The following is a 23,074-nucleotide window of genomic DNA, read 5'->3' on the forward strand; positions in this document are numbered from 1 at the left end:
TTCAGTGATAGCGGCCGCTGTACGCGTTGATCGCCTGCTGACCTCCCAGATGCGCATAGAGCACGTTCGACTCCGCCGGGATCTCGCGTGAGGAGACCAGGTCGATCAGACCCGCCATGGACTTCCCCTCGTAGACCGGGTCGAGGATGACGCCCTCCAGGCGCCCCGTGAGATGGATGGCCTCGTCCGTCGAAGCGACCGGGATGCCGTACTTCTCGCCCGCCCACCCCTCGAGCACCTGGATCTCGTCATCGCGAAGCTCGCGACCGACGCCGATGAGCTCCGCCGTGCGGCGTGCGATGCCCTCGACCTGATCGCGCGTCTTCTCGATCGTCGCCGAGGCATCGATTCCGAGGACGCGCCGGGGCCGATCACCGAAGTTGGCCGCGAGGTCGGCGAAGCCGGCCACCATTCCGGCGTGGGTCGACCCCGTCACCGTGCAGACGACGATCGTGTCGAAGAACACGCCGAGCTGCTCCTCCTGCTGGCGCACCTCGTGCGCCCAATTGGCGAACCCGAGACCGCCGAGGCGGTGATCGCTCGCACCCGCGGGGATCGCGTACGGTTTGCCGCCTGCGGCCTCGACATCGGCGATCGCTTCCTTCCACGAATCCCGGAAACCGATGTCGAATCCGGCGGGCGACAGCCGCACGTCGGCTCCCATCAACCGGGAGAGGAGGATGTTGCCGACGCGGTCGTTGACGGCATCCGGCCAGTCGACCCAGTTCTCCTGAACGACGACGGCTCGCAGACCGAGGTGCGCCGCAACCGCGGCGACCTGACGTGTGTGGTTCGACTGGATACCGCCGATCGACACGAGCGTATCGGCGCCCTGCGCGAGCGCGTCCGGAACGATGTACTCGAGCTTGCGGGTCTTGTTGCCGCCGTAAGCGAGGCCGCTCGACACGTCCTCCCGCTTGGCCCAGATTCGGGCTCCCCCGAGATGCGCCGAGAGACGATCGAGGGGATGGACCGGGCTCGGACCGAAGGTCAACGGGTGGCGGGGGAAGTCGGCGAGGGACATCGGTTCTCCTGGAGTCGGGTGGAGCTCAGGCGGGATCGGGATGGGTCAGTAGACGTTCGAGGGTCAGCCAGTTCTCACGCGTCGCGGACGCCGCTCCGTTGACGTCGGCGGCGGCGGAGAGCTCGATGATCCGCTCATGGGCCGACACGGAGTCTCGTCCCGCAAGGCTCGAGAATCGGGCGCGTTCGAGGCGCCGCAGGAGCGGAGTCACCTGCTCGAGCAGAGTGCCGAGCAGGGGGTTCGCGCTCGCAGCGACAGCGACAGCGTGGAAGTCGTCGTCCGCAGACAGAGCGGAATCGACGTCACCGGCCCGGAGCGCGAGCGCGAATCGCTGGTTCGCCGCACGCATGGCCTCGAGACCCGAAGCCGTCAGCTGCGGCACGGCCTCGCGCATCGCGAGTTCGTGCAACGCGGCGGCGATGCGTTGCGCAGACAGGGCTTCGCGCTCGTCGAGCGGCGCGACCTCGGTCGCCTTCGCGCGGCGCGTCCGCACGAGACCAGCCAGCTCGAGACGGGCGATCGCCTCGCGGATAGGAGTGCGGCTCACACCGAGCCACGCCTCGAGCTCACTGTCTCGGAGACGCGCGCCCGGCTCCAGCCGGCCGCTCACGATCGCGTCGCGCAACGCCGTGTACGCATGATCGCGCAGGGACGCAGGACGAGAGACGGGAGCCAGCGACATGCAATATATTGCACACCACCAGCGAGCAACAGTCAAGTCCAGCCGCACTGAGCGCACGAAAAAGGGCCACCCAACATTGGGTGGCCCTCTTACGAAGGAAGTCCGGCGGTGTCCTACTCTCCCACAGGGTCCCCCCTGCAGTACCATCGGCGCTGTGAGGCTTAGCTTCCGGGTTCGGAATGTAACCGGGCGTTTCCCTCACGCTATGGCCGCCGAAACACTATTGATGTTTCAGTCTGCACAACGATCAATTCGTTATGCGGTTCTCGACCGTACATCGAGAACCACTCAGTGGACGCAAGCACCAAAAACGGTGTGTTATCAAGTCATCGGCTTATTAGTACCGGTCAGCTTCACGTGTTACCACGCTTCCACATCCGGCCTATCAACCCAGTAGTCTGGCTGGGAGCCTCTCGCCCGAAGGCATGGAAATCTCATCTTGAGGCCGGCTTCCCGCTTAGATGCTTTCAGCGGTTATCCATCCCGAACGTAGCTAACCAGCGGTGCTCCTGGCGGAACAACTGGCACACCAGAGGTTCGTCCAACCCGGTCCTCTCGTACTAGGGTCAGATCCTCTCAAATTTCCTACGCGCGCAGCGGATAGGGACCGAACTGTCTCACGACGTTCTAAACCCAGCTCGCGTACCGCTTTAATGGGCGAACAGCCCAACCCTTGGGACCTACTCCAGCCCCAGGATGCGACGAGCCGACATCGAGGTGCCAAACCATGCCGTCGATATGGACTCTTGGGCAAGATCAGCCTGTTATCCCCGAGGTACCTTTTATCCGTTGAGCGACAGCGCTTCCACAAGCCACTGCCGGATCACTAGTCCCGACTTTCGTCCCTGCTCGACCTGTCAGTCTCACAGTCAAGCTCCCTTGTGCACTTACACTCGCCACCTGATTGCCAACCAGGTTGAGGGAACCTTTGGGCGCCTCCGTTACTTTTTGGGAGGCAACCGCCCCAGTTAAACTACCCACCAGGCACTGTCCCTGAACCGGATTACGGTTCGAAGTTAGATATCCAGAGTGACCAGAGTGGTATTTCAACAATGACTCCACGGTAACTGGCGTCACCGCTTCACAGTCTCCCACCTATCCTACACAAGCCACACCGAACACCAATACCAAGCTGTAGTAAAGGTCACGGGGTCTTTCCGTCCTGCTGCGCGTAACGAGCATCTTTACTCGTAGTGCAATTTCGCCGAGTTCGCGGTTGAGACAGTTGGGAAGTCGTTACGCCATTCGTGCAGGTCGGAACTTACCCGACAAGGAATTTCGCTACCTTAGGATGGTTATAGTTACCACCGCCGTTTACTGGGGCTTAAATTCTCAGCTTCGCCTTGCGGCTAACCGGTCCTCTTAACCTTCCAGCACCGGGCAGGCGTCAGTCCGTATACATCGTCTTGCGACTTGGCACGGACCTGTGTTTTTAGTAAACAGTCGCTACCCACTAGTCTCTGCGGCCTCCACACCCTTTCGGAGTAAATCCTAATAAGTGGAAGGCCCCCCTTCTCCCGAAGTTACGGGGGCATTTTGCCGAGTTCCTTAACCACGATTCTCTCGATCTCCTTGGTATTCTCTACCTGACCACCTGAGTCGGTTTGGGGTACGGGCAGCTAGAACCTCGCGTCGATGCTTTTCTCGGCAGCATAGGATCACCCACTTTTTATCCGCATCGTGTCTCAGCCTTAATGAGTCACGGATTTGCCTATGACTCGGCCTACGCACTTGCCCCGGGACAACCATCGCCCGGGTTGGGCTACCTTCCTGCGTCACACCTGTTAATACGCTAGCCGCACCAGCATGGGGTCGAGCGTTAGACCGGACCGTCTCACCCCGAAGGGATCAACTAAGCCCGGGTTAGGACTCTTAGCACCACTGGATTAGCTTGGGCGGTTCTTCGCCGGTACGGGAATATCAACCCGTTGTCCATCGACTACGCCTGTCGGCCTCGCCTTAGGTCCCGACTTACCCAGGGAAGATTAGCTTGACCCTGGAACCCTTGGTCTTTCGGAGGACGTGTTTCTCACACGTCTTTCGCTACTCATGCCTGCATTCTCACTCGTGTAGCCTCCACGGCTGGTTCACACCGCCGCTTCGCTGGCCACACGACGCTCTCCTACCCATCAACACGGCTGGACCACGAAGGCCTACCAATAATGTCAATGCCACAACTTCGGTGGCGTGCTTGAGCCCCGTTACATTGTCGGCGCGGAATCACTTGACCAGTGAGCTATTACGCACTCTTTCAAGGGTGGCTGCTTCTAAGCCAACCTCCTGGTTGTCAGAGCAACTCCACATCCTTTCCCACTTAGCACGCGCTTTGGGACCTTAGTTGGTGGTCTGGGTTGTTTCCCTCTCGACTATGAAGCTTATCCCCCACAGTCTCACTGCTGCGCTCTCACTTACCGGCATTCGGAGTTTGGCTGACGTCAGTAACCTTGTAGGGCCCATCGGCCATCCAGTAGCTCTACCTCCGGCAAGAAACACGCAACGCTGCACCTAAATGCATTTCGGAGAGAACCAGCTATCACGAAGTTTGATTGGCCTTTCACCCCTATCCACAGCTCATCCCCTCAGTTTTCAACCTAAGTGGGTTCGGTCCTCCACGACGTCTTACCGTCGCTTCAACCTGGCCATGGATAGATCACTTCGCTTCGGGTCTAGGACACGCGACTGAATCGCCCTATTCAGACTCGCTTTCGCTACGGCTACCCCACACGGGTTAACCTCGCCACGTATCGCTAACTCGCAGGCTCATTCTTCAAAAGGCACGCTGTCACCCCTACTAAGGAGGCTCCAACGGTTTGTAAGCAAACGGTTTCAGGTACTATTTCACTCCCCTCCCGGGGTACTTTTCACCTTTCCCTCACGGTACTTGTCCGCTATCGGTCATCTGGGAGTATTTAGGCTTATCAGGTGGTCCTGACAGATTCACACGGGATTTCTCGGGCCCCGTGCTACTTGGGATACTCTTCACGCCAAGAGAAGCATTTCGACTACGGGGTTCGCACCCTCTATGACCAGGCATTCAAACCTGTTCGTCTATACCTTCTTGTAACGTCGACCACTCGGCAGAATGATCAGAAAAGTCCCACAACCCCCAACGTGCAACGCCTGCCGGCTATCACACACGCAAGGTTTAGCCTGATCCGGTTTCGCTCGCCACTACTAACGGAATCGCGGTTGCTTTCTCTTCCTGTGGGTACTGAGATGTTTCACTTCCCCACGTTCCCTCTACCCGCCCTATATATTCAGGCGGGAGTCACTAGGTCGGCACGCCGCCCAGCGGGGTTTCCCCATTCGGACACCCTCGGATCACAGTGTGCTTATCCACTCCCCGAGGCTTATCGCAGATTGCTACGTCCTTCTTCGGCTCCAGATGCCAAGGCATCCACCGTTTGCTCTTAAAGACTTGAAATCACATGAGTTGAATCGTCAAAAAATTGACTAATGATCTTTAAGATCATCTTCACGACACAACACCCGAAGGTGTCGCATCGAAGATGCTCGCGTCCACTGTGTAGTTCTCAAAGTACGGGCGGTACCCTCCCCCCACGCCACCCAAGCAGCATGAAGAAAAGGCCCAGAGGTTGCGGACTCTCATCCGGTCCCTCAGGACCCAACAGCGTGCAGGTGCGACACCCGAAACCCTCCCCGTTCCCACCGCAAGCGGCGTACTAGAGAAGAACCTCATCCTTCGCACCATGTCAAATGTTCCACCCATGAGCTCCCAGCGAAGAACATGTGCCTTCGATCTGGGTTCTGGACTCCGAAGAGTCAGATGCTCCTTAGAAAGGAGGTGATCCAGCCGCACCTTCCGGTACGGCTACCTTGTTACGACTTAGTCCTAATTACCGATCCCACCTTCGACGGCTCCCTCCACAAGGGTTGGGCCACCGGCTTCAGGTGTTACCGACTTTCATGACTTGACGGGCGGTGTGTACAAGACCCGGGAACGTATTCACCGCAGCGTTGCTGATCTGCGATTACTAGCGACTCCGACTTCATGAGGTCGAGTTGCAGACCTCAATCCGAACTGGGACCGGCTTTTTGGGATTCGCTCCACCTCACGGTATTGCAGCCCTTTGTACCGGCCATTGTAGCATGCGTGAAGCCCAAGACATAAGGGGCATGATGATTTGACGTCATCCCCACCTTCCTCCGAGTTGACCCCGGCAGTATCCCATGAGTTCCCACCATTACGTGCTGGCAACATAGAACGAGGGTTGCGCTCGTTGCGGGACTTAACCCAACATCTCACGACACGAGCTGACGACAACCATGCACCACCTGTATAGAGACCTTGCGGGGCGACTGTTTCCAGACGTTTCCTCTATATGTCAAGCCTTGGTAAGGTTCTTCGCGTTGCATCGAATTAATCCGCATGCTCCGCCGCTTGTGCGGGTCCCCGTCAATTCCTTTGAGTTTTAGCCTTGCGGCCGTACTCCCCAGGCGGGGAACTTAATGCGTTAGCTGCGTCACGGAATCCGTGGAATGGACCCCACAACTAGTTCCCAACGTTTACGGGGTGGACTACCAGGGTATCTAAGCCTGTTTGCTCCCCACCCTTTCGCTCCTCAGCGTCAGTTACGGCCCAGAGATCTGCCTTCGCCATCGGTGTTCCTCCTGATATCTGCGCATTCCACCGCTACACCAGGAATTCCAATCTCCCCTACCGCACTCTAGTCTGCCCGTACCCACTGCAGGCCCGAGGTTGAGCCTCGGGTTTTCACAGCAGACGCGACAGACCGCCTACGAGCTCTTTACGCCCAATAATTCCGGATAACGCTTGCGCCCTACGTATTACCGCGGCTGCTGGCACGTAGTTAGCCGGCGCTTTTTCTGCAGGTACCGTCACTTTCGCTTCTTCCCTGCTAAAAGAGGTTTACAACCCGAAGGCCGTCATCCCTCACGCGGCGTTGCTGCATCAGGCTTTCGCCCATTGTGCAATATTCCCCACTGCTGCCTTCCGTAGGAGTCTGGGCCGTGTCTCAGTCCCAGTGTGGCCGGTCACCCTCTCAGGCCGGCTACCCGTCGACGCCTTGGTGAGCCATTACCTCACCAACAAGCTGATAGGCCGCGAGCTCATCCCTGACCGAAATTCTTTCCAGCTACTGACCATGCGGTCGCAGCTCGTATCCGGTATTAGACGCCGTTTCCAGCGCTTATCCCAGAGTCAGGGGCAGATTGCTCACGTGTTACTCACCCGTTCGCCACTGATCCACAGAGCAAGCTCTGCTTCACCGTTCGACTTGCATGTGTTAAGCACGCCGCCAGCGTTCATCCTGAGCCAGGATCAAACTCTCCGTAAAGAAAATTTGCTGCGACCAACCGGAAAAAGGCTGGAGCAGCGAGTTTGATGCTGACCAAAGAGATAAATCATTGCTGACTATCCATTGCCTCCCCCAAAGGGAAGGTCTTTGATCCAAAGGAATCTCACCCCACCGAAGTGGAGTCGAGGTTATTTGGCATTTGACAAGTGCACGCTGTTGAGTTCTCAAGGATCGGACGCTCCCCCAACTGACCTCACAGCCAGCCCAGAGGGCAACTTCACAACCATACCCCACCGATCACATGCTCCAGAACGACGAACGGAGAACCGATCGAGTTGTGGTGTGTGGTGGGGACCCTGTGGCAGGTCTTGGACCTGCGACGCTCGGGAGCGTCTGTTTCGGGTTGTTCTCCGCTTGAGGGAGGCGGGACCTTCCGGCCCTCTCGCTCTTCCCTGTGGGGCGAACAAGTAATAAGTTACGCGGCTCCGGGCATCGTGGCAAAGCGGCGCGACATCCCGGGCGTGTCGCGGCCCCAGTTCCGCGTCATACCCTGGGAAGTCGCGGCACCGCGGCCACCAGCTGCGCGGTGTACTCCTCGCGCGGCGACGTGAGCAGCTGCACGGTCGGCCCGTCCTCCACGATGCGACCGGCACGCAGCACCGTCATCCGCTCGCACAGCGCCGACACGATCGTGAGGTCGTGCGATACGAGGAGCATTCCGATGCCCTGCTCTGCCGCGAGTCGCTGGAACAGCTCGATGACGTGCATGCGCACCGAGGTGTCGAGCGCGCTCACGGGTTCGTCTGCGAGCAGGATCCGGGGCCGCGGCGCGAGGGCACGGGCGATCGCGATGCGCTGACGCTGGCCGCCCGAGAAGGCGTCCGGGTATCGGGCCGCAGCGTCCGCGTCGAGGTCGACGGCTGCGAGCAGTTCCGTGACCCGCGCGTCGATCTGCCCCCGGTCACGGGCGACTCCCAAGGACCGCAGCGGTTCGGCGATCGACTGGCCCACCGTCATCCGCGGGTCGAGCGACGAGAACGGGTCCTGGTACACCGGCTGCACTGCTCGGCGCAGCGAGCGCATCTGCGCTCGGTCACCGGGGCGGAGCGGCGCGCCACCGAACAGCGCGCGACCGGCCGTCGGCGTGGCGAGCCCCAGCAGCAACCGGAGGACCGACGTCTTCCCCGCGCCCGACTCCCCCACCAGGCCGAGGGTCTGACCGGGCGCGAGCGAGAGCGACACGTCGTGCAGCACGGCTTCGCCTCGCCCGTAGGCGAAATCCACATGGTCGAGAGCGAGCGTCGGATCGCCGGGGTCGGTCATCGGATCTCCTTCGCCGGCAGGAAGTCGTCGAGCGCGCGGGATGCGGCGACCAGTTGCGCCGTGTACTCATGGCTCGGTTCCCGGAGCAGCCTGCTCGTCCGACCGAGCTCGACCTGACGCCCGTCCCGCATGACGAGCACGCGGTCGGCGATCTGCGATACGACCGGCAGATCGTGGCTGATGAAGATCAGCGTCATCCCGCGATCGGTCACCTCGCGCTGGAGCAGATCGATGATGCCGGCCTGGACGGTCACGTCGAGCGCCGTCGTCGGCTCGTCCGCGATGAGGATGCTCGGGCCCGCCGCGAGAGCGAGCGCGATCGCGACGCGCTGCCGCTGACCGCCGGAGATCTCGTGGATGAACGACCGTGCGATGCGCTCCGGGTCGGGGAGCTGCACGTCCGCGAGAGCATCGAGCACGCCGCGGCGAAGGCCATCACCCGACAGACCGCGGTGCTTGGCCAGCGGCCATGCCAGCTGCTTGCCCACGCGCATCAGCGGATCGAGAGACGCGAGCGGCTCCTGGAAGACGGCCGAGATGGTGCGTCCCCGCACCCGGTCGAGCCGGCGCGACGGGCTCCCGACGACCTCGACCTCGCCTTCCGGTGTCGTGATCGTCGCCGACCCGAAGGACGTCAGCGGGTGTGCGAGCAGCCCGAGCAGCGCGAGCGCCGTCAGCGACTTCCCCGAACCGGACTCGCCGATGATGCCCAGACGCTCACCGGGCTCGAGGCTGACATCGACCCCGTGAACGAGCGTGCGATCGTCGCCGATCCGGACGCCGAGACCCGATGCGGTCAGTGCGGCGCTCATCCGATGCTCCTCGTCGTGGGATCGGCGATGTCGCGCAGGCCGTCGGCCAGCAGGTTCGCGCCGATGATGAAGGCGACCAGAAGGACACCGGGGAGAATCGCCGCCGTCGGCGCGACCAGCACGGTGCTCTGCGCCTCCTCGAGCATGCGCCCCCACGAGGCGTTGGGCGGAGGCGAGCCGAGCCCGAGGTAGGACAACGATGCTTCGGCTCCGACGGCTCCCCCGAACTGCAGGGCCAGCGGCACGATGAGGGTCGGCCAGACGTTGCGCAGCACGTGGCGGAACACGATGCCGAGCCTGCCGGTGCCCGACGTCCGCGCCGCCGTGACGTACTCCATCGCGAGGACGCGGGTCGCCGCGATGCGGGTGAGCCGCGCGATCACCGCGGAGCCCGCGAGGCCGATCGCGAGGATCGCCGAATCCACGGATGCTCCCCGCCACGCGACGATCAGCATCGCGAGCAGCAGGGTCGGGAATGCGATCGCGATATCGAGGAGGCTCGTCAGCGCGTCATCCACCCAACGCCGGGCCACCGCGGCGAGCAGACCGAGCCCGATGCCGACGACGGCCGCGATCAGCACCGACCCGAAACCGACAGTGAGCGCGAGCCGCGCGCCGATCATGAGCTGCGTGAACAGGTCGCGGCCGAGGCGGTCGGTTCCTGCCCAGTGCTCGGCGGACGGCGGTTGCAGCCGGCCGCCGCCGGTGTCGTCGAAGGTGAACGGGGTCCAGAACAGCGAGATGAGACCGATCACCGCGATCGCGCCGAACAGGATGCCGCCGACGGCGAGATTCACCGAGCGCCGGCGTCGCGGGCGCGAGGGCGACGCGACGGCACCGGTGCCGGTGTCCGGGAGGGTCGTCGCCGTCATGCCGCCGCCTTCGCTCTGCGATTGCCCGAGATCGTGTCGCGCAGTCGCGGATCGATGATGCGCTGGGCGATGTCGGCCGCGAACCCCAGCAGGAGCACCAGGCCGGTGGAGAACAGCAGCACCCCCTGCACGCTCGGGAAGTCCTGTTCCTTGATGCCGACGAGCAGCATGTCGCCGAGACCGGGAAGCGCGAAGACCCGCTCGATGATGACGGCGCCGACGAAGGTCGTCGACAGCTGGATCGCGAGGATCGAGATCAACGGGACCACCGCGTTGCGCACGCCATGGCGCCAGATGGCCGTGGCGAAACTCTGTCCCGTCGCTCGCGCGGCGCGCAGATACTGCTGGCCGAGCACGTCGAGCGTCGCGCTTCGGACGTAGCGGGCCAGGTCGCTGCCGGCGACGAGCGCGATCGTGAGGACCGGAAGCGCGAGCGACACGAGGGCGGCGACGGGATCCTCCCAATCGCGACGGGGGAATCCGCCGGCCGGCAGGAGCCGCCAGTTCAGCGCGAACACCGCCACCAGCAGGATGCCGACCCAGAACACGGGGATGGCTCCGCCGAGCTGCGACACGGCAGAGAACGCGGTGCCGTACCAGGTGCGCGCTTTCCAGGCCGCGATGAAGCCGATCGGCACCGCGATGACGACCGACAGCGCGAATGCGATGAGAGTCAGCGGCAGCGTGACGTTGAGGCGGCGCAGGATCTCGTCGCCGACGGGCAGGTTGTTCGTGAACGATCGTCCGAGGTCGAAGCTCGCCAGCTGACCCAGGTACGCCAGGAACTGCTCGGGGATCGGCCGGTCGACCCCGAGGCGCGCGGCGGCGGCCGCGATCTCGGCATCCGTCGCCCCCACCGAGATGAGAGCGAAGACCGGATTGCCGAGAACGCGCAGCACGACGAACAGGATCACCACCGCCAGCGCGAACGCCAGCAGCAGCAATCCTGTTCGTCGAAGCAGATACCGGGTGATGGAGATCAGGCCTTCGTGATGTCGGAGACGTAGAACAGCGAGTTCAGTCCATTCTTGGGCACGCCCGACACGCCCTCGGCCGCGATGCGCAGCTGGGGGTTGAGGTAGAGCCAGACACTGGCCGCGTCGTCCGAGATCTGCTGGTTCGCCTTCTTGATCAGCTCGGTCTGCTCATCCACGGATGCCGCGGCCTCCGAGTCGGCGAGCCAGGTCTGCACGTCGGCGTTGTCATATCCCCAGTAGAAGTCGGGGTTGCCGTAGAAGTTGATGTCGCGGTCGTTGACGTGGCCCTGCAGGGTCGCCTCGAAGTTCTTCTCGGTGTAGACCTTCTGGTACCACTCGTCATCGGTGATGATGTTGATGTTCAGGGTGATGCCGACCTTCGCCAGCTCCGACTTCAGGAACTCGGCGACCGTCGAGTGCACGCCCGAGTCGGGGGTGTCGACGGTGAACGTGAACCCGCCCGACTGTCCAGCCTCGGCGAGGAGCTCCTCCGACAGGGCCGGGTCGTAGGGGTTGTTGTCCGCGAGGTCGAGGTACCAGGGCTCGGACGGCGGGACCATCGAGCCGATGAGCTCGCCCCGGCCGTCCCAGATCGCGTCGAGCAGCTTCTCCCGATCGATCGCGGAGTAGATCGCCTTGCGCACGCGCGCGTCGTTGAACGGCACGATCCGGTCGTTGAACGCCAGCAGCTCCTTCGTCGTCGAGGTGCCCTCGATGATCTGGAAGCCGGCGGCCTCGAACTCAGCGATGCTGTCGGGGTTCGACTGGCTCGTGACCAGGTCGACCGCGCCGGTCGTCAGGGCGTTGTTCAGCGCCGTCGGGTCGGCATAGTACTGGTAGACGACCCCGCCGTTCTCCGGCGCATCGCCCCAGTAGGCGTCGTTGACGTCGAGGGTGATCGAGTCGCCCTTGCGGTAGTCGCCGAGCTCGTACGGGCCGGTCCCGTCGGCCGTGGCCGTGAGGTCGCCGGCATCCTCGTTGACGATCCAGACGTACCCCAGGTTGTAGGTGAAGCTGATCGACGGCTGCGAGAGCGTCACCTCGACGGTCTTGTCGTCGACGGCCGTGACGGTGTCGATGACGCTCAGCTGACGCTTGCGCGCCGCGATCGACTCCTCGCCCACGAAGCGCTCGAGGCTGTACTTCACGTCGTCGGCGGTCAGCTCCTTGCCCGAGTGGAAGGTGGCGTCCTCGAGAGTGAAGGTGTACACCAGCCCATCCGGCGACACGGTCGTCTCGGCCGCCAGCAGCGGCTCGACCTGCGCGTCGTCCGTGATGCGGAAGAGGCCCTCGTAGACGTTGCCCGTGAAGACCTCGGTGACGCCGGATGATCCGCCGAAGATCTGATCGAGGTTCGTCGGCTCGTTCTGCGACCCGACGACGATCTCGGCGTCGGGGTCGCTTGCTCCCGCCGATCCGGAGGGGTCGGCGGAGCCGGAGCATCCGGCGAGGACGAGAAGACCGGCGGTCGCCGCCGCGGTGGCGACGACGATCCGGGAGAAGCCGCGTGAAGTCACGGGTGTTCCTTTGCTGTGTGGAGGGGGTGGCGGAGCGAGGTGCGGGCGCTCCGCCGTATCGGGATGGTGCTGGTGGAGGTGATGCGGGAGAACTCAGAGCGAGAAGTCGCCGCCGAAGCGGACCTTCTTCTCGCCGGCGCGAACCGGGAAGGGCAGGCGGTTCTGCAGCGGCGGGAGCGGGCAGTTCATCTGGTTCGAGAACCCGCACGGCGGCACGACCGCCCGGTTGAAGTCGACCGTGACGGGCGTGCTGTCGCCCGGAGTCAGGTCTCCCGTCGCGCCGGGGTGGTCGAGGAAGAGGAAGCGCCCGGCCCCGTACGACTCGGCGCCGTTCGTCCTGTCGCCGAAGACGAGGTGCAGCTTCGGGCCGCCGTAGCTGGTGTCGAACGCCGCGAGCCGATACTCGGTGCCGTCGATCTCGAAGACCAGGTCTCCCGAGACCGGGAGGCCGCGCGTCGCGCCGCCGTCCTTGATGTGCTCGAAAGGCACCACCCGGTCTTCGTCGACGAGCTCGAATCGGCCCTCGATCACCCAGGCCGGGTCGTACTCCCACCGCTCGATGTCTTCGAACGCCTCGTTGGCGGGCGAGTCCTGGCGCCAGATGCGGTAGCCCTCCTGCGGGAGGCCGGTCTCGATGTCGGTGCGCTGGAGACGCGTCAGGAGCGCGTCGACGGGGTGCCCGGCGCGTGCCGCCTCGTCGTCGACGGCGGGCTCACCCGGGGCGGACCAGTGCGTGAGCACGAGAGCAAGCGCTCCCTGCGGAGCCGCAACGGACTCCCGGCGGAAGGCCGCCCAGGCTCGGTAGTCGGACTCTGCCGACGAGACGGATGCTGCGGATGCGGATGTGCTCACCATGACAGGCAACCAAACGCGGGCCCGCCGCGAGAAATTCCGTGTCCGACTGTTGCGTTCTCAGCGCGACGACTCGGGCGTGTCCCGGGCGGGCCCGCCCACCCAGAGCGCCCATGCCACGAGCAGGGGCTGGAGGAAGAGCCGCCCGAAGCGTCGCGCGTCAGTGTCGAGGCCGGGAGCGGAAGCGCGCGTGCGCCACTGGTGGATGTTGCCGGGGAGCACCGCGACGAAGAACGCGGCGATCGCCGCGGCGACCCGTCGGCGCTCGCGGGGCAGCGCCACGAGTCCCGCGCCGAGCATGATCTCCACCGCGCCGCTGGCGACGACGATCATGTCCTTGTCGGTGCGGAGAAGCCGCGTCGCCCAGTCGGGCACCGCGATGCGATAGCCGCGCCGCAGCACGGTCAGATGCGCGACTCCCGCGGCGATCAGCAGAGCGGTGAGGGCGAAGCGGGCAACGGTGCGCAGCATCCGATCACGTTACGCCCGTCCGGGAGGTCCGATCACCAGAAGCACGACGTACGCCGCGATGATGCCGACGGCGAGGATCACGGCGAGCACCGCGGGGCGACGGACGAACCACCGGAGGAACCGATCGAGTGCCCGCTGATCGCGCGGGTCGTCCGTCGCCTCGGTGCGCCATTCCCCCTCGAGAAGGCCACGCCGTCGCAGCACGATCTCCGTCGGCACGGTCGCATACGGAACCACGGCGGCGCCGACGGCGCAGATCGTCGGGACGATCGACCAGCGGTTGTTCCCGGCGACGAGCACGGCGGTCGCGCCGTAGCAGAGGAAGACGAAGCCGTGGATGCCACCGCCGATGGTCACGGCGATCGGGAGGTCGAATGCGGAACGGAGGACGAGGGCCAGGATCAGCAGTGTCCACGAGATGGCCTCGGCGATCGCGAGCGAGCGGAATGCGGTCAGCGGGGTTCGGAACACCCTCGAACCCTATCCAGCCGGGTCAGACGATTCCTGCGCGGATGCCGTCCATCGATGAGGCCAGGCCCGGCATGTTGTCGCTCAGCGTGGCGTCGAGCTCGAGCAGCCGTTCGTGGGCCTGCTCCATGACCGCGATGCCTTTGGCCGTGATGCGCAGGTCGGATGCCGAGCCGGCGTGCGCCGTCGCGTCGGCGACGAGCCCCTTGTCGACGAGGGTGCGGACGGCGGTGTGCGCGGACTGCACCGTGATGTGCGAGCGACGCGCGAGCTCCGAGAACGAGATACCCGGCTCCGAGCCGATGTGCCCGAGCAGGCCGAACTTACGGGTGGAGAGGCCGAGGTCGCGCAGGGCTGCGGAGAGCCGGCCTTCCCACGACGCCGAGACGGCGATGAGCGCGATGACCGGGCTGAAGCGCGGCTCGCGCGTGAGGGCAGGAGTTTCCGACACGGTCACGATTGTAGGAGGCGCGAGCTCTCCCGTGCGGTGATGACGGCCGAGAAAAGCTGTGTCGTGCGTGTAACGCCCACAGCCCCGTTCGTCAAGGACCGCGCACCGACGCGCGCGGATGTTCATGATGAGTTCCACGGAAGAAGCGGGGAGGTCATCATGATCACGGACGAAGAGCAGAACGAGCAACACACCGACATCCGCGGCGAGAAGCCGTTCGGTCAATGGCTTGGACTGATCAACGGCGGCCGCTGACACCACGCGAAAGCCCCCGGCATCCTCTCTCGCGAGGAGGATGCCGGGGGCTTCGTCATGCGCACGCAGCGACTATATAGATAGCCCAGCTATGCATGTTGTATAGTAGAGCTATGCAGTTCACCGATTCCGTCATTCGTCTGATGTCGGCGTCGAGCCGGTTCAACCGCGCTGTCGCGCGACGCGTCGAGAACTCGGCGGCCGCGGGAACGTGGCGTGCGCTCGCGGCGCTCGACGAGCTCGGCCCCACCCGGGTCAGCGACCTCGCCGAGTGGCAGCGCGTGAGCCAGCCGACCATGACGACGCTCGTGCGCCGCATGGAGCAGGAAGGGCTCGTCGGGCGAATGCCCGATCCCGAGGACGGCCGCGCCTCCCTCGTGTCGATCACGGACGAGGGGCGACTCCAGTTCGAGGCGTTCCGCTCGCAGGCGCTCGATGTGACGAGGCCGGCATGGGAGCGGCTCAGCGCCGCCGACCGGTCGACCTTGGGGCGTGCCGCCGAGCTTCTGGCCGCCCTGCTCGAGGAACCGGAACTGCGATGACCCCGACAGAGAGGAAGGTGCGCGTGACAAGCGCCACGAACACAGAACGGCCGGCGGACGGCGATCGGACGAAGGCGACAGCCGAGACCGCGAAGGCGTCGATCTGGCGGCAGCCCGTCGCGGTATGGGCGATCGCCTTCGCCTGCACCGTGTCGTTCATGGGCATCGGCCTGGTCGACCCGATCCTCCCGGCGATCAGCCGCGAGCTGGATGCCACGCCGTCCGAGACGATGCTGCTCTTCACCAGCTACCTCTTCATCACCGGCATCGTCATGCTGTTCGCCAGTTGGGTGTCGTCACGGCTCGGGGTCAAGAAGACCCTGCTGCTCGGGCTCGCTCTCATCGTGGTGTTCGCCGCCGCAGCGGGGCTGTCGGGCGAAGTCGTCGAGATCATCGGCTTCCGCGCCGGCTGGGGCATCGGAAACGCGCTCTTCATCGCGACGGCCCTCGCGGCGATCGTCGGTGCCGCGAGCGGCGGAAGCCGGCAGGCGATCGTGCTCTACGAGGCATCCCTCGGCATCGGCCTCGCCGTCGGTCCGCTTCTCGGCGGCGCGCTCGGCGAGCTCTCGTGGCGCGGCCCCTTCTTCGGCACCGCCGCTCTCATGGCCATCGCGCTGCTCGCGATCCTCGTCGTGTTCCGCTCCCCTGCGCCCGCAGCCGGCACCGCCGCACCCGCGAAGGTGTCGCTCCTCGCGTCCTTCCGCGCGCTGCGGAACCCGGCGTTGCTGACGCTGTCGCTGACCGCGTTCTTCTACAACGTCGCGTTCTTCGTGCTGCTGGCCTACAGCCCGTACCCCATCGAGTCCGCCGCAGCGCAGGCCGGGATGACGTTCGGCGCACACGAGCTCGGTCTCGTGTTCTTCGGCTGGGGACTCGCCGTCGCACTGACCTCCGTGCTCGTCGCGCCGCTGCTCACCCGCAGACTCGGCCTGCGACCCGTCCTGTTCACGATGCTCGGGCTGCTCGCCGTCGCCGAGGCTGTGCTCGCGGTCGGCATCGACAGTGCCACCGTGCTGATCGTCACCGTCATCGTCGCGGGGCTCTTCCTCGGCGTGCTCAACACGGCCCTGACCGAGGCCGTCATGGAGGCGACCGACCTGCCCCGGAACGTCGCGAGCGGCACCTACTCGGGCGTGCGCTTCATCGGCGGGGCGATCGCCCCCGCGGTCGCCGGCCCCCTCGCCGCGGCTGTCACCCCGAGTGCTCCCTACTGGCTCGGCGTCGCGGCCCTCGTCGTCGCGATCGTGATCCTCGCCGCCGCCGGCCGGACTCTCAGCCACCTCGGCCGGCCGCACGAGACTGCCGTTGCGGAGGCCGCCGACATCGGTCAGGGCGACGCCTGATCGGAGGGCATCTGCATGTCGGAGGGCGGATTCCGAGCGAGCCTCCCTCCGACGTGCAGCTCTCCTCCGTTCAGCGGCGGCGGTGTCCTCCCCCACCCACGCCCCGCGGATCGACGAACCCTCGTCGCGCGACGTACGCGCCCACGAGCAGCAAGCCGGCTCCACCGAGAACCGCCCACCAGGGGAAACCCGGCAGATCCGGAGCCTTCCCGACGTCGTCCAAGGCCGCCTGCGGCGTCGGCGTGACGCGCTCCCCTGTCACGACGATGCGGTGGGAGTTGATGCCCAGCGGGGTGCAGGTGATCAGGGTCGCGAGGTCCTCCCCCGGAACGGCGCGCAGTGAGCTGCTGTCACTCGGATCGATGACCTGGATGTCGAACACCTTGTAGACGAACACGTTGCCGAGTACCTCGATGCTGAACGTGTCGCCCTCCTTCACCTCGTTCAGGTTCGTGAACATCGTCGAGTTCGCGAGGCCCCGGTGCGCAGTGATGACGGTTCTCGTGCCGTCGCCTCCGACGGGAAGATGGGACCCGTCCAGATGGCCCGCTCCGCGCAGCAGCGTCGCCTCGGAGGTGCCGTGATAGATCGGCAGGTCGACCTCGATACCGGGGATCTTGACCCTTCCCATGAGCCCGTCGTCTCCGGATTTCAGCATGTCCGCGTAGCGCAGCTCCGAGTTGGTCGAGTTGCCCGCGCCGACGGGCACGTTCCCGCCGGGCTCCAGCTCGACCCCTGCGGTGAGCGCATCGTTGTACTCATGCGCGAGCTCGAGCTGTCGAGTCGGATCCGGCTCGACGGAATGCAGGTTCGTCTCGGCCTGCTCGATGACCTGGGATTGGTTGTAGGAGGAGATCCACGCGGCGGTCATCGGATACAGACCGGCGCCGAGCCCACCCAGCGCGAGCACCGCGATGAGGTAAGTGATGAGGCTCGGCTTCCACGTTCGATGCCGCGTCTTGCGCAGGTCGGCTCTCGTGGGGAGGGCTGTATCGGTCACGGGTTCCTGTCTCAGCGAGGGGTGCGGGCGGACACGAGTCCGGGCGGAGCCGCAACGCATCATGTTGCGACACCGCCCGGAGGCCGTCGGGTGTTAAGCGCTCAGCTTCCCCTGACGACGGCCGCGCATCAGGACCAGGCCGACCGCGACGGCAAGCGCTGCAACGCCGCCGGCGATCAGAAGGACCTGACCCGAGCCACCCGTGATCGGCAGCTGAGGCACGCCCTGCTGCGTGTTCTCGATCTCGATGTTGTCCGAGGCCGTGTCGCCGATGCGCACGGCGACAGGCGTGAACGGGTTCGACGGCAGGACGTAGCCGGCAGGCGCGGCGGTCTCCTTCAGCACGTAGCAGCGCTGCGGGTTGTCGATCGCCGGATTGACGCTGTCGCTCACGAAGAGGCCGGCGAGGGAGATGACTCCCGACGAGTCCGAGGTGAAGGTCGTCTGTCCGCCCACCGAGATCGGCGAACCGGTCGCCGTGGCCGTGGAGCAGTCAGCGGCGTACGGGTCAGCGGCCGCGTAGATCTCGAACTCGGCGCCCGCGAGGGTACCGGTTGCCCCGGACGTGCCGACCGCGCGCTTGGTGATCTGCAGGTCACCCCAGTTGGTGCGGACCTCGGGCGACTCGAGCGGCGGGTTGGTGTCCGGGTCGAAGCCCGGGTTGTTCGGCCAGAACTCCGCCGTGTTGGGGATGGCGCCGTCCACGACCGCGTTCACGGCGCCGGCGAAGACGACCTGGATCTCGGTGCCCACGTGCGCGTTGGGCCCCTCGTTCAGCCACGCGATCCCGGCGGCGGTGAAGTTCATCGTGATCTGCTGGCCCGAGATGTCGATCGAGTAGAAGGAGGGGTCGAGCGCGGTGCCGTCCGCAGTCACCGCGATGTCGGCTGCCGCCACCGGGGTGAGGCGGGTGTCCAGCGTGTCGCGGATCGCGAACCCGGTCCAGGCCTGTGCCATGCGCGACACAGGGACGGTGACGGGGAACTTCACGACGGATCCGAGGCCGTAGTCCTGCTGAGGATCGATCGTCTTGTCGATCGATCCCGCCCCGTTCTTCGGGTACGCGTGGACGTCGTAGACCCATCCGTTCTCGTACGGGAGGGGGATCGTGACGATGAAGGGCAGCGACTTCTCGATGATGTTGGCCGGGGCCGCGGTCTCGCACACCTGGTAGAGGCCTACGGGCAGCGAATCAGCCGTGGCCGATCCGTCGGCAGCGGTCAACGGCATCGTGATGGGTGTGCCGAGCGTGTAACCGTCCGGAGCGGTGCAGGCGGCGCCGGGGGTCAGCGCGTCGAGACCGTTCCAGTTGGCGGGGACCGTCAGGTCGACCGCGGTCCCCGACTTCAGCAGCGGGTAGACCGTGAACTCGACACCGGCTACCGGGTCGGTGAAGTCTCCCGCCGCGGGCGCCTGGCTCACATCACCGGTAGCGCTTCCGGCCTGGTTCAAGAACTTGTGGACTGTGATCGAACCCTCTCGATCAGGGTCGACGTTGCCGTAGTCCTGAGGGGCGGCGAACGCAGCCGAAGAGGTTCCGAGGATTGCGGTGATGCCGAGCGCAGCAGCACCCACCATCGTGGTGATGCGGCGTCTGGCCGTACTTGCCTTCATGAGGTCAAGCCCTTTCGTTGTGATGGGTCGTAGAGAGAGATGTGGACGGGTCATGCGAGGGTCTCCGCCTCGGCGGATTCGCGCAGGCGACGTCGGCGCAGCAGGACGAGCAGGAGCGCGAGCCCACCGAGGGTGCCGGCTGTGGCGAAGATGCCGAAGGTGCCCACACCGCCCGAGAGAGGCATCGCGGGACCTTCCTGTTGTTCATTCGTGATCGGCGACGCGAATGCGGTCACTCCCTGCACGGTGATGTAACGCGGCTCCGAGTCGAGCACGTAGCCGGCGGGGGCCCGCGTCTCGGTGAGGCGGTAGTCGCCGTCGGGCAGGTCGGTGATCAAGAACGCGCCGGCGGCGGGGTCCTTGTCGGGGCCCGTGCAACTCGACGCATCCGCGGCGGCGCAGTCCGAGACCTGGATCGGCGTCCCGCTGGGGTTCTGTGCATCGTCGACCTTCACGAGTTCCCATTCGGAACCCGTGAGGCGCTCCTGCGGACTGCCGGAGCTCACCTTCTCCCACGACAGCGACGACGGAAGGATGATGAGTCCCGCGGGATCGCACGACGGATCGACGTTCGTGTCCGACGGGGTGGCGCACGCGTTGTTGATGAGGTTGGTGCCCGCAGAATGGCCGGTGAGCAGCACGTCGTATTCGATGGTCACCGCGTTGCTCGCGCCCGGCTTGAGCTCGGGGATGACGGCTCCCGCGCTGAGACCCGCCGGCAGCGGATCCAGCGCCGCGAGATCGACCTTGTCGTCGGTCACCGTGACGTCCGTGAGCGTCTGGTCGCCGGTGTTGGTGACGACGAGTCGGTATTTCACTGTGTCGCCGTTGTGGAATGACGGGTAGTCGTCCACGTTCTGCGCGTCGTGCCAGTTGCCGTCGGCATCCTGCACGTACTTCTTCATGGTGAGCGAATCGACCGCGGCGATCTGGAACCAGCTCGAGGTGCGCATCGTGAGCTCGGTGCGCGAAGCACGTGCTTCCGCACGGTTCACGTACATGTCGTCGAAGGTGGCGCCGGTCGTCTTCACGTTGATCTTGAACGACTGGCTCGCTCCCGCCGCGAGGGACGGCCCGATGACGCGCACCGCGGTCGCGTTGGCGTCGAAGGTCGTCGACCACCCGACGGTGTTCCCCGCGATGCTTCCGGCGGAACCGTTCGAGGCATCCGCCGGGTCGTCCTTGAGCGTTGCGGGACTCGCGGTCGTGTAATAGACCGTCGCTCCGGACACGGCGGTCACCGGCCCCGACAACTGGTACGAGCCCGAGAAGCTCGTGCCCCGTCCGTCGCCGTTGTACGGCAGGATGTCGACGGTATCGGTGAACGTCTGGGCAGCGGAATCCGCCGAGGTGAGACGCACAGTCCACCCGTCCTGAGCCGCTCCGTCGACGTGCGGCACTCTCTGGTCGTCGGCGGTCTTCGTGATGAAGGTGTAGCCACCATCGCGCACGCGGGTGGTCGCGGTCGCCGAGGATCTCGCTCCGGCCAGGTCGATGTTCACGGTGTTCGTGTAGACGGTTCCCGGCGCGGCCGAGGACGCCACCGTCGCGCTGAGCAGGATCGTGTAGTCGGTGTTGGTCGACACGTTGTTGAGCGTCCAGTTCAGCGTCTGACCGCTGATGCTCGTCGGAGTGACGCTCGCGCTGCCCGGTACGTAGCTGAGACCCGCCGGAAGCACGTCAGACAGAGTGAGGCCGTTGACCGTCGAGTTCACGGGAGCGTCGACACGATAAGTGAGGGTGAAGTTCACGGTCGCGCCGGGCATGGTGATCTTCTGGTCCACCGACTTGGAGACATGGGGCTGGCCGGCGACGATGCGCAGCACGTCACGGCCGCCACCCGTGTAGGGGTAACGCGAGTTGGGCGTCCGCGTGCCGGAGAGCGGAACATCGGCCGCGTTCGTCGTCCGATGCGGATTGACCCACTCGGCCGCACCCATCTTGTAACTCGTCCAGGTCCAGACGTCCTGGCCGACGGACACGTCCGACTTGATCGTCGTGTACGTGTACATGGTGGCGACAGCCTCGGGGATGTTCGCGGATGCCGGGAACGTCGCTCGAACCGCCTTGATCGTCGACAGGTTGGTCGGCAGAGTGCTGGTCCACGCGGTTCCGGTGGAACCGTCGCATCCGAAGTTGTTCGGGTTGTAGTTGGCGCTGTTCGGATCGACCATGCCGTTGGTGCCGGTGCCGGTGAAGTACTCGTAGACGACTCCTGAGTAGGGAGTGACCACGCCGTTGGAGGAGATCGTGCCCGCTCTCGAGGAGGCGAACGTGACGTACTTCGTGTCGAGGATCGTGCAGACCCTCGTATCGTCCTCGCTCCCCTGGGGCGGACGCACCCCCGAAGTCGCAAGGGCGGGCTGCCCTGCCATCGTGCGATAGGTATCCGTCCAGACCGTGCCGTCCACCGGAGGATTCATCCTGTTGAGCACCCAACCGCCTGTCCAGGTACCCCGCGTCGAAGCTCGGGAGTTGCCGTTGTTCGACGCGATGTCGCTGCTCGTCTCGCCCCCGGTCGAGGTGTAGGTCGGAGCGTTCGACGTGAACGAGATCGTGGTCGGATTCGCGTAGGTGAAGCGCACGGAGATCTTGCCGGCCGCGACAACGTCCCACTCCGTCGGCAGCGCGGTGCCCGTGGAGTCGACCGTCGGATCCAGGGTCTTGGAGTAGTCGATCCCGGTCAAAGTCAGTCGGAACACGTTCCGTGCCGTCTGCACGAGAGTGCAGCTCGTGGGGAACGGCGCCGTCTGGTTCGCGGCGAAACCACTTCCCGAATAGGGGTATCCGGGGTTGCGTGAGCCTTGCGTCGTGCAGCCCGCCGTCGACGGAGCGATGGTCTCGCCGCCGCTTGCCGAGAAGTTGAGCGTGTAGCTCACCGAGTTCGGCCCCGCGGTGGATCCCGGCGCGTGACGGAGCGACCATGGGAAGGTGACCACGTTCTGGGTGCCATCCTGAGTCTGACCCGGCGTGCCGCCGTCGAACTTCATGTCCATCGCGAACGGATTGGTGATGCTCAGCGGCGGAAGCGAAGCGGCCGCCTCGTTGACTCCCGGTGTTCCGATCGAAGCGGACAGCGAGACCTTGTCGCCGCTCACGCCCCGCGCCTCCACTCCGGCGAGGAGCAGTTCCGCGGTGCCGAGGTCGCGAGTGCCGAGGTTGCACACCAGCGTCGCGCCGTTGTTCTGAATCGACGAGACCGGTGTGACGCCCGAAGTGAGACACACGGAGGGAAGCTCGGTGAAGATCGCATGCTGCGCGGTGAACGTGATCGTCACGTTGTCCTGCGACGGGTTCAGCGGTGCAGGGTCGGCGTCGTTCACGTTGTATCGCCAGACCGTTGTCAGCCCGGTCCCCGACTTGACGGGATCGGGAGTGTCCGATGCCCAGTTGCCTTCGATCTCGTAGACCGTCGTCACAGCGTTCGCTGCCGACGGGACGACGAGCCCGGTGACGACCACCCCGAGCGAAAGAGCGGACGCGAGCACAGCTCGCCAGGTCCACCTCAGGGGCGACATCGCTGCCGCCGCCCTGTTCTCTCGGGATGTGAAGGCAGGCTTACGCCGCCGTCTCGATACGTGCACGGGTTCGT

At 64.9% G+C, this 23,074-nt stretch carries 17 protein-coding genes and 3 rRNA genes; 3 read left to right on the forward strand and 17 right to left on the reverse strand.

Annotated elements, in window-relative coordinates:
* Position 1 precedes the first annotated feature (1 nt).
* From AA0Y20_RS12690 to AA0Y20_RS12755, 14 genes are all read right to left on the reverse strand, one after another.
* Positions 2-1,024, reverse strand: a complete 1,023-nt coding sequence (locus tag AA0Y20_RS12690; RefSeq protein ID WP_412939559.1) for a 1-aminocyclopropane-1-carboxylate deaminase — start codon at positions 1,022-1,024, stop codon at positions 2-4.
* A 25-nt stretch (positions 1,025-1,049) separates the two neighbouring features.
* Positions 1,050-1,706, reverse strand: a complete 657-nt coding sequence (locus AA0Y20_RS12695; protein WP_412939561.1) for a GntR family transcriptional regulator — start codon at positions 1,704-1,706, stop codon at positions 1,050-1,052.
* A gap of 100 nt (positions 1,707-1,806) precedes the next feature.
* Positions 1,807-1,923 (reverse strand): 5S ribosomal RNA (gene rrf, locus AA0Y20_RS12700).
* A gap of 100 nt (positions 1,924-2,023) precedes the next feature.
* Positions 2,024-5,130 (reverse strand): 23S ribosomal RNA (locus AA0Y20_RS12705).
* 374 nt (positions 5,131-5,504) lie between these two features.
* Positions 5,505-7,024, reverse strand: a 16S ribosomal RNA gene (locus AA0Y20_RS12710).
* The 16S, 23S and 5S rRNA genes sit together here, the layout of an rRNA operon.
* Positions 7,025-7,528: 504 nt before the next feature.
* Positions 7,529-8,308 carry an ABC transporter ATP-binding protein gene (locus AA0Y20_RS12715; RefSeq protein ID WP_412939562.1) on the reverse strand — a complete coding sequence of 260 codons (780 nt, stop codon included), beginning with the start codon at positions 8,306-8,308 and terminating at the stop codon, positions 7,529-7,531.
* A complete protein-coding gene (locus AA0Y20_RS12720) occupies positions 8,305-9,120 on the reverse strand; it encodes an ATP-binding cassette domain-containing protein (RefSeq protein ID WP_412939563.1) in 816 nt (271 codons plus the stop codon). Before AA0Y20_RS12720 ends, AA0Y20_RS12715 begins: the two co-directional genes overlap by 4 nt.
* The gene (locus AA0Y20_RS12725; protein WP_412939564.1) at positions 9,117-9,992 is read right to left on the reverse strand and encodes an ABC transporter permease; all 876 of its coding nucleotides are present in this window, start codon (positions 9,990-9,992) and stop codon (positions 9,117-9,119) included. The genes AA0Y20_RS12720 and AA0Y20_RS12725 overlap by 4 nt, the downstream gene beginning before the upstream one ends.
* Positions 9,989-10,975, reverse strand: a complete 987-nt coding sequence (locus tag AA0Y20_RS12730) for an ABC transporter permease (protein WP_412939773.1) — start codon at positions 10,973-10,975, stop codon at positions 9,989-9,991. Before AA0Y20_RS12730 ends, AA0Y20_RS12725 begins: the two co-directional genes overlap by 4 nt.
* Complete coding sequence (locus AA0Y20_RS12735; RefSeq protein WP_412939565.1) at positions 10,972-12,486, reverse strand: ABC transporter substrate-binding protein; 1,515 nt, start codon at positions 12,484-12,486, stop codon at positions 10,972-10,974. Before AA0Y20_RS12735 ends, AA0Y20_RS12730 begins: the two co-directional genes overlap by 4 nt.
* 93 nt (positions 12,487-12,579) lie before the next feature.
* A complete protein-coding gene (locus tag AA0Y20_RS12740; RefSeq protein WP_412939566.1) occupies positions 12,580-13,341 on the reverse strand; it encodes a DUF1684 domain-containing protein in 762 nt (253 codons plus the stop codon).
* A gap of 57 nt (positions 13,342-13,398) precedes the next feature.
* Positions 13,399-13,809: a hypothetical protein gene (locus AA0Y20_RS12745; RefSeq protein ID WP_412939567.1), complete on the reverse strand. Its 411-nt coding sequence runs from the start codon at positions 13,807-13,809 to the stop codon at positions 13,399-13,401.
* Between the two features lie 9 nt (positions 13,810-13,818).
* On the reverse strand, positions 13,819-14,280 hold the full coding sequence (locus tag AA0Y20_RS12750) for a DUF3817 domain-containing protein (protein WP_412939568.1): 462 nt from the start codon (positions 14,278-14,280) through the stop codon (positions 13,819-13,821).
* Positions 14,281-14,302: 22 nt separating this feature from the next.
* Positions 14,303-14,728: a MarR family winged helix-turn-helix transcriptional regulator gene (locus tag AA0Y20_RS12755; protein WP_413331602.1), complete on the reverse strand. Its 426-nt coding sequence runs from the start codon at positions 14,726-14,728 to the stop codon at positions 14,303-14,305.
* 39 nt (positions 14,729-14,767) lie between these two features.
* On the opposite strand from AA0Y20_RS12755, the gene AA0Y20_RS12760 reads away from it, so the two are divergent.
* The 3 genes from AA0Y20_RS12760 (at position 14,768) to AA0Y20_RS12770 (ending at position 16,868) form a co-directional block, all read left to right on the forward strand.
* Positions 14,768-14,983 carry a hypothetical protein gene (locus AA0Y20_RS12760; protein WP_412939569.1) on the forward strand — a complete coding sequence of 72 codons (216 nt, stop codon included), beginning with the start codon at positions 14,768-14,770 and terminating at the stop codon, positions 14,981-14,983.
* Positions 14,984-15,096: 113 nt separating this feature from the next.
* Entirely contained in the window at positions 15,097-15,525 is a 429-nt protein-coding gene (locus AA0Y20_RS12765; protein ID WP_412939570.1) for a MarR family winged helix-turn-helix transcriptional regulator, read from the forward strand.
* 23 nt (positions 15,526-15,548) lie between these two features.
* Positions 15,549-16,868: an MFS transporter gene (locus tag AA0Y20_RS12770; protein ID WP_412939572.1), complete on the forward strand. Its 1,320-nt coding sequence runs from the start codon at positions 15,549-15,551 to the stop codon at positions 16,866-16,868.
* 70 nt (positions 16,869-16,938) lie between these two features.
* On the opposite strand, the gene AA0Y20_RS12775 is transcribed toward AA0Y20_RS12770, so the two are convergent.
* The 3 genes from AA0Y20_RS12775 to AA0Y20_RS12785 form a co-directional block, all read right to left on the reverse strand.
* Positions 16,939-17,868 carry a class C sortase gene (locus AA0Y20_RS12775; RefSeq protein WP_412939573.1) on the reverse strand — a complete coding sequence of 310 codons (930 nt, stop codon included), beginning with the start codon at positions 17,866-17,868 and terminating at the stop codon, positions 16,939-16,941.
* 93 nt (positions 17,869-17,961) lie between these two features.
* Positions 17,962-19,482, reverse strand: a complete 1,521-nt coding sequence (locus AA0Y20_RS12780; RefSeq protein WP_412939574.1) for a SpaH/EbpB family LPXTG-anchored major pilin — start codon at positions 19,480-19,482, stop codon at positions 17,962-17,964.
* A gap of 50 nt (positions 19,483-19,532) precedes the next feature.
* On the reverse strand, positions 19,533-23,000 hold the full coding sequence (locus AA0Y20_RS12785) for a SpaA isopeptide-forming pilin-related protein (protein ID WP_412939575.1): 3,468 nt from the start codon (positions 22,998-23,000) through the stop codon (positions 19,533-19,535).
* Positions 23,001-23,074: the final 74 nt, after the last annotated feature.

Origin of the sequence: Microbacterium pratiae, assembly GCF_047302165.1 — a bacterium.
Taxonomy (GTDB): domain Bacteria; phylum Actinomycetota; class Actinomycetes; order Actinomycetales; family Microbacteriaceae; genus Microbacterium.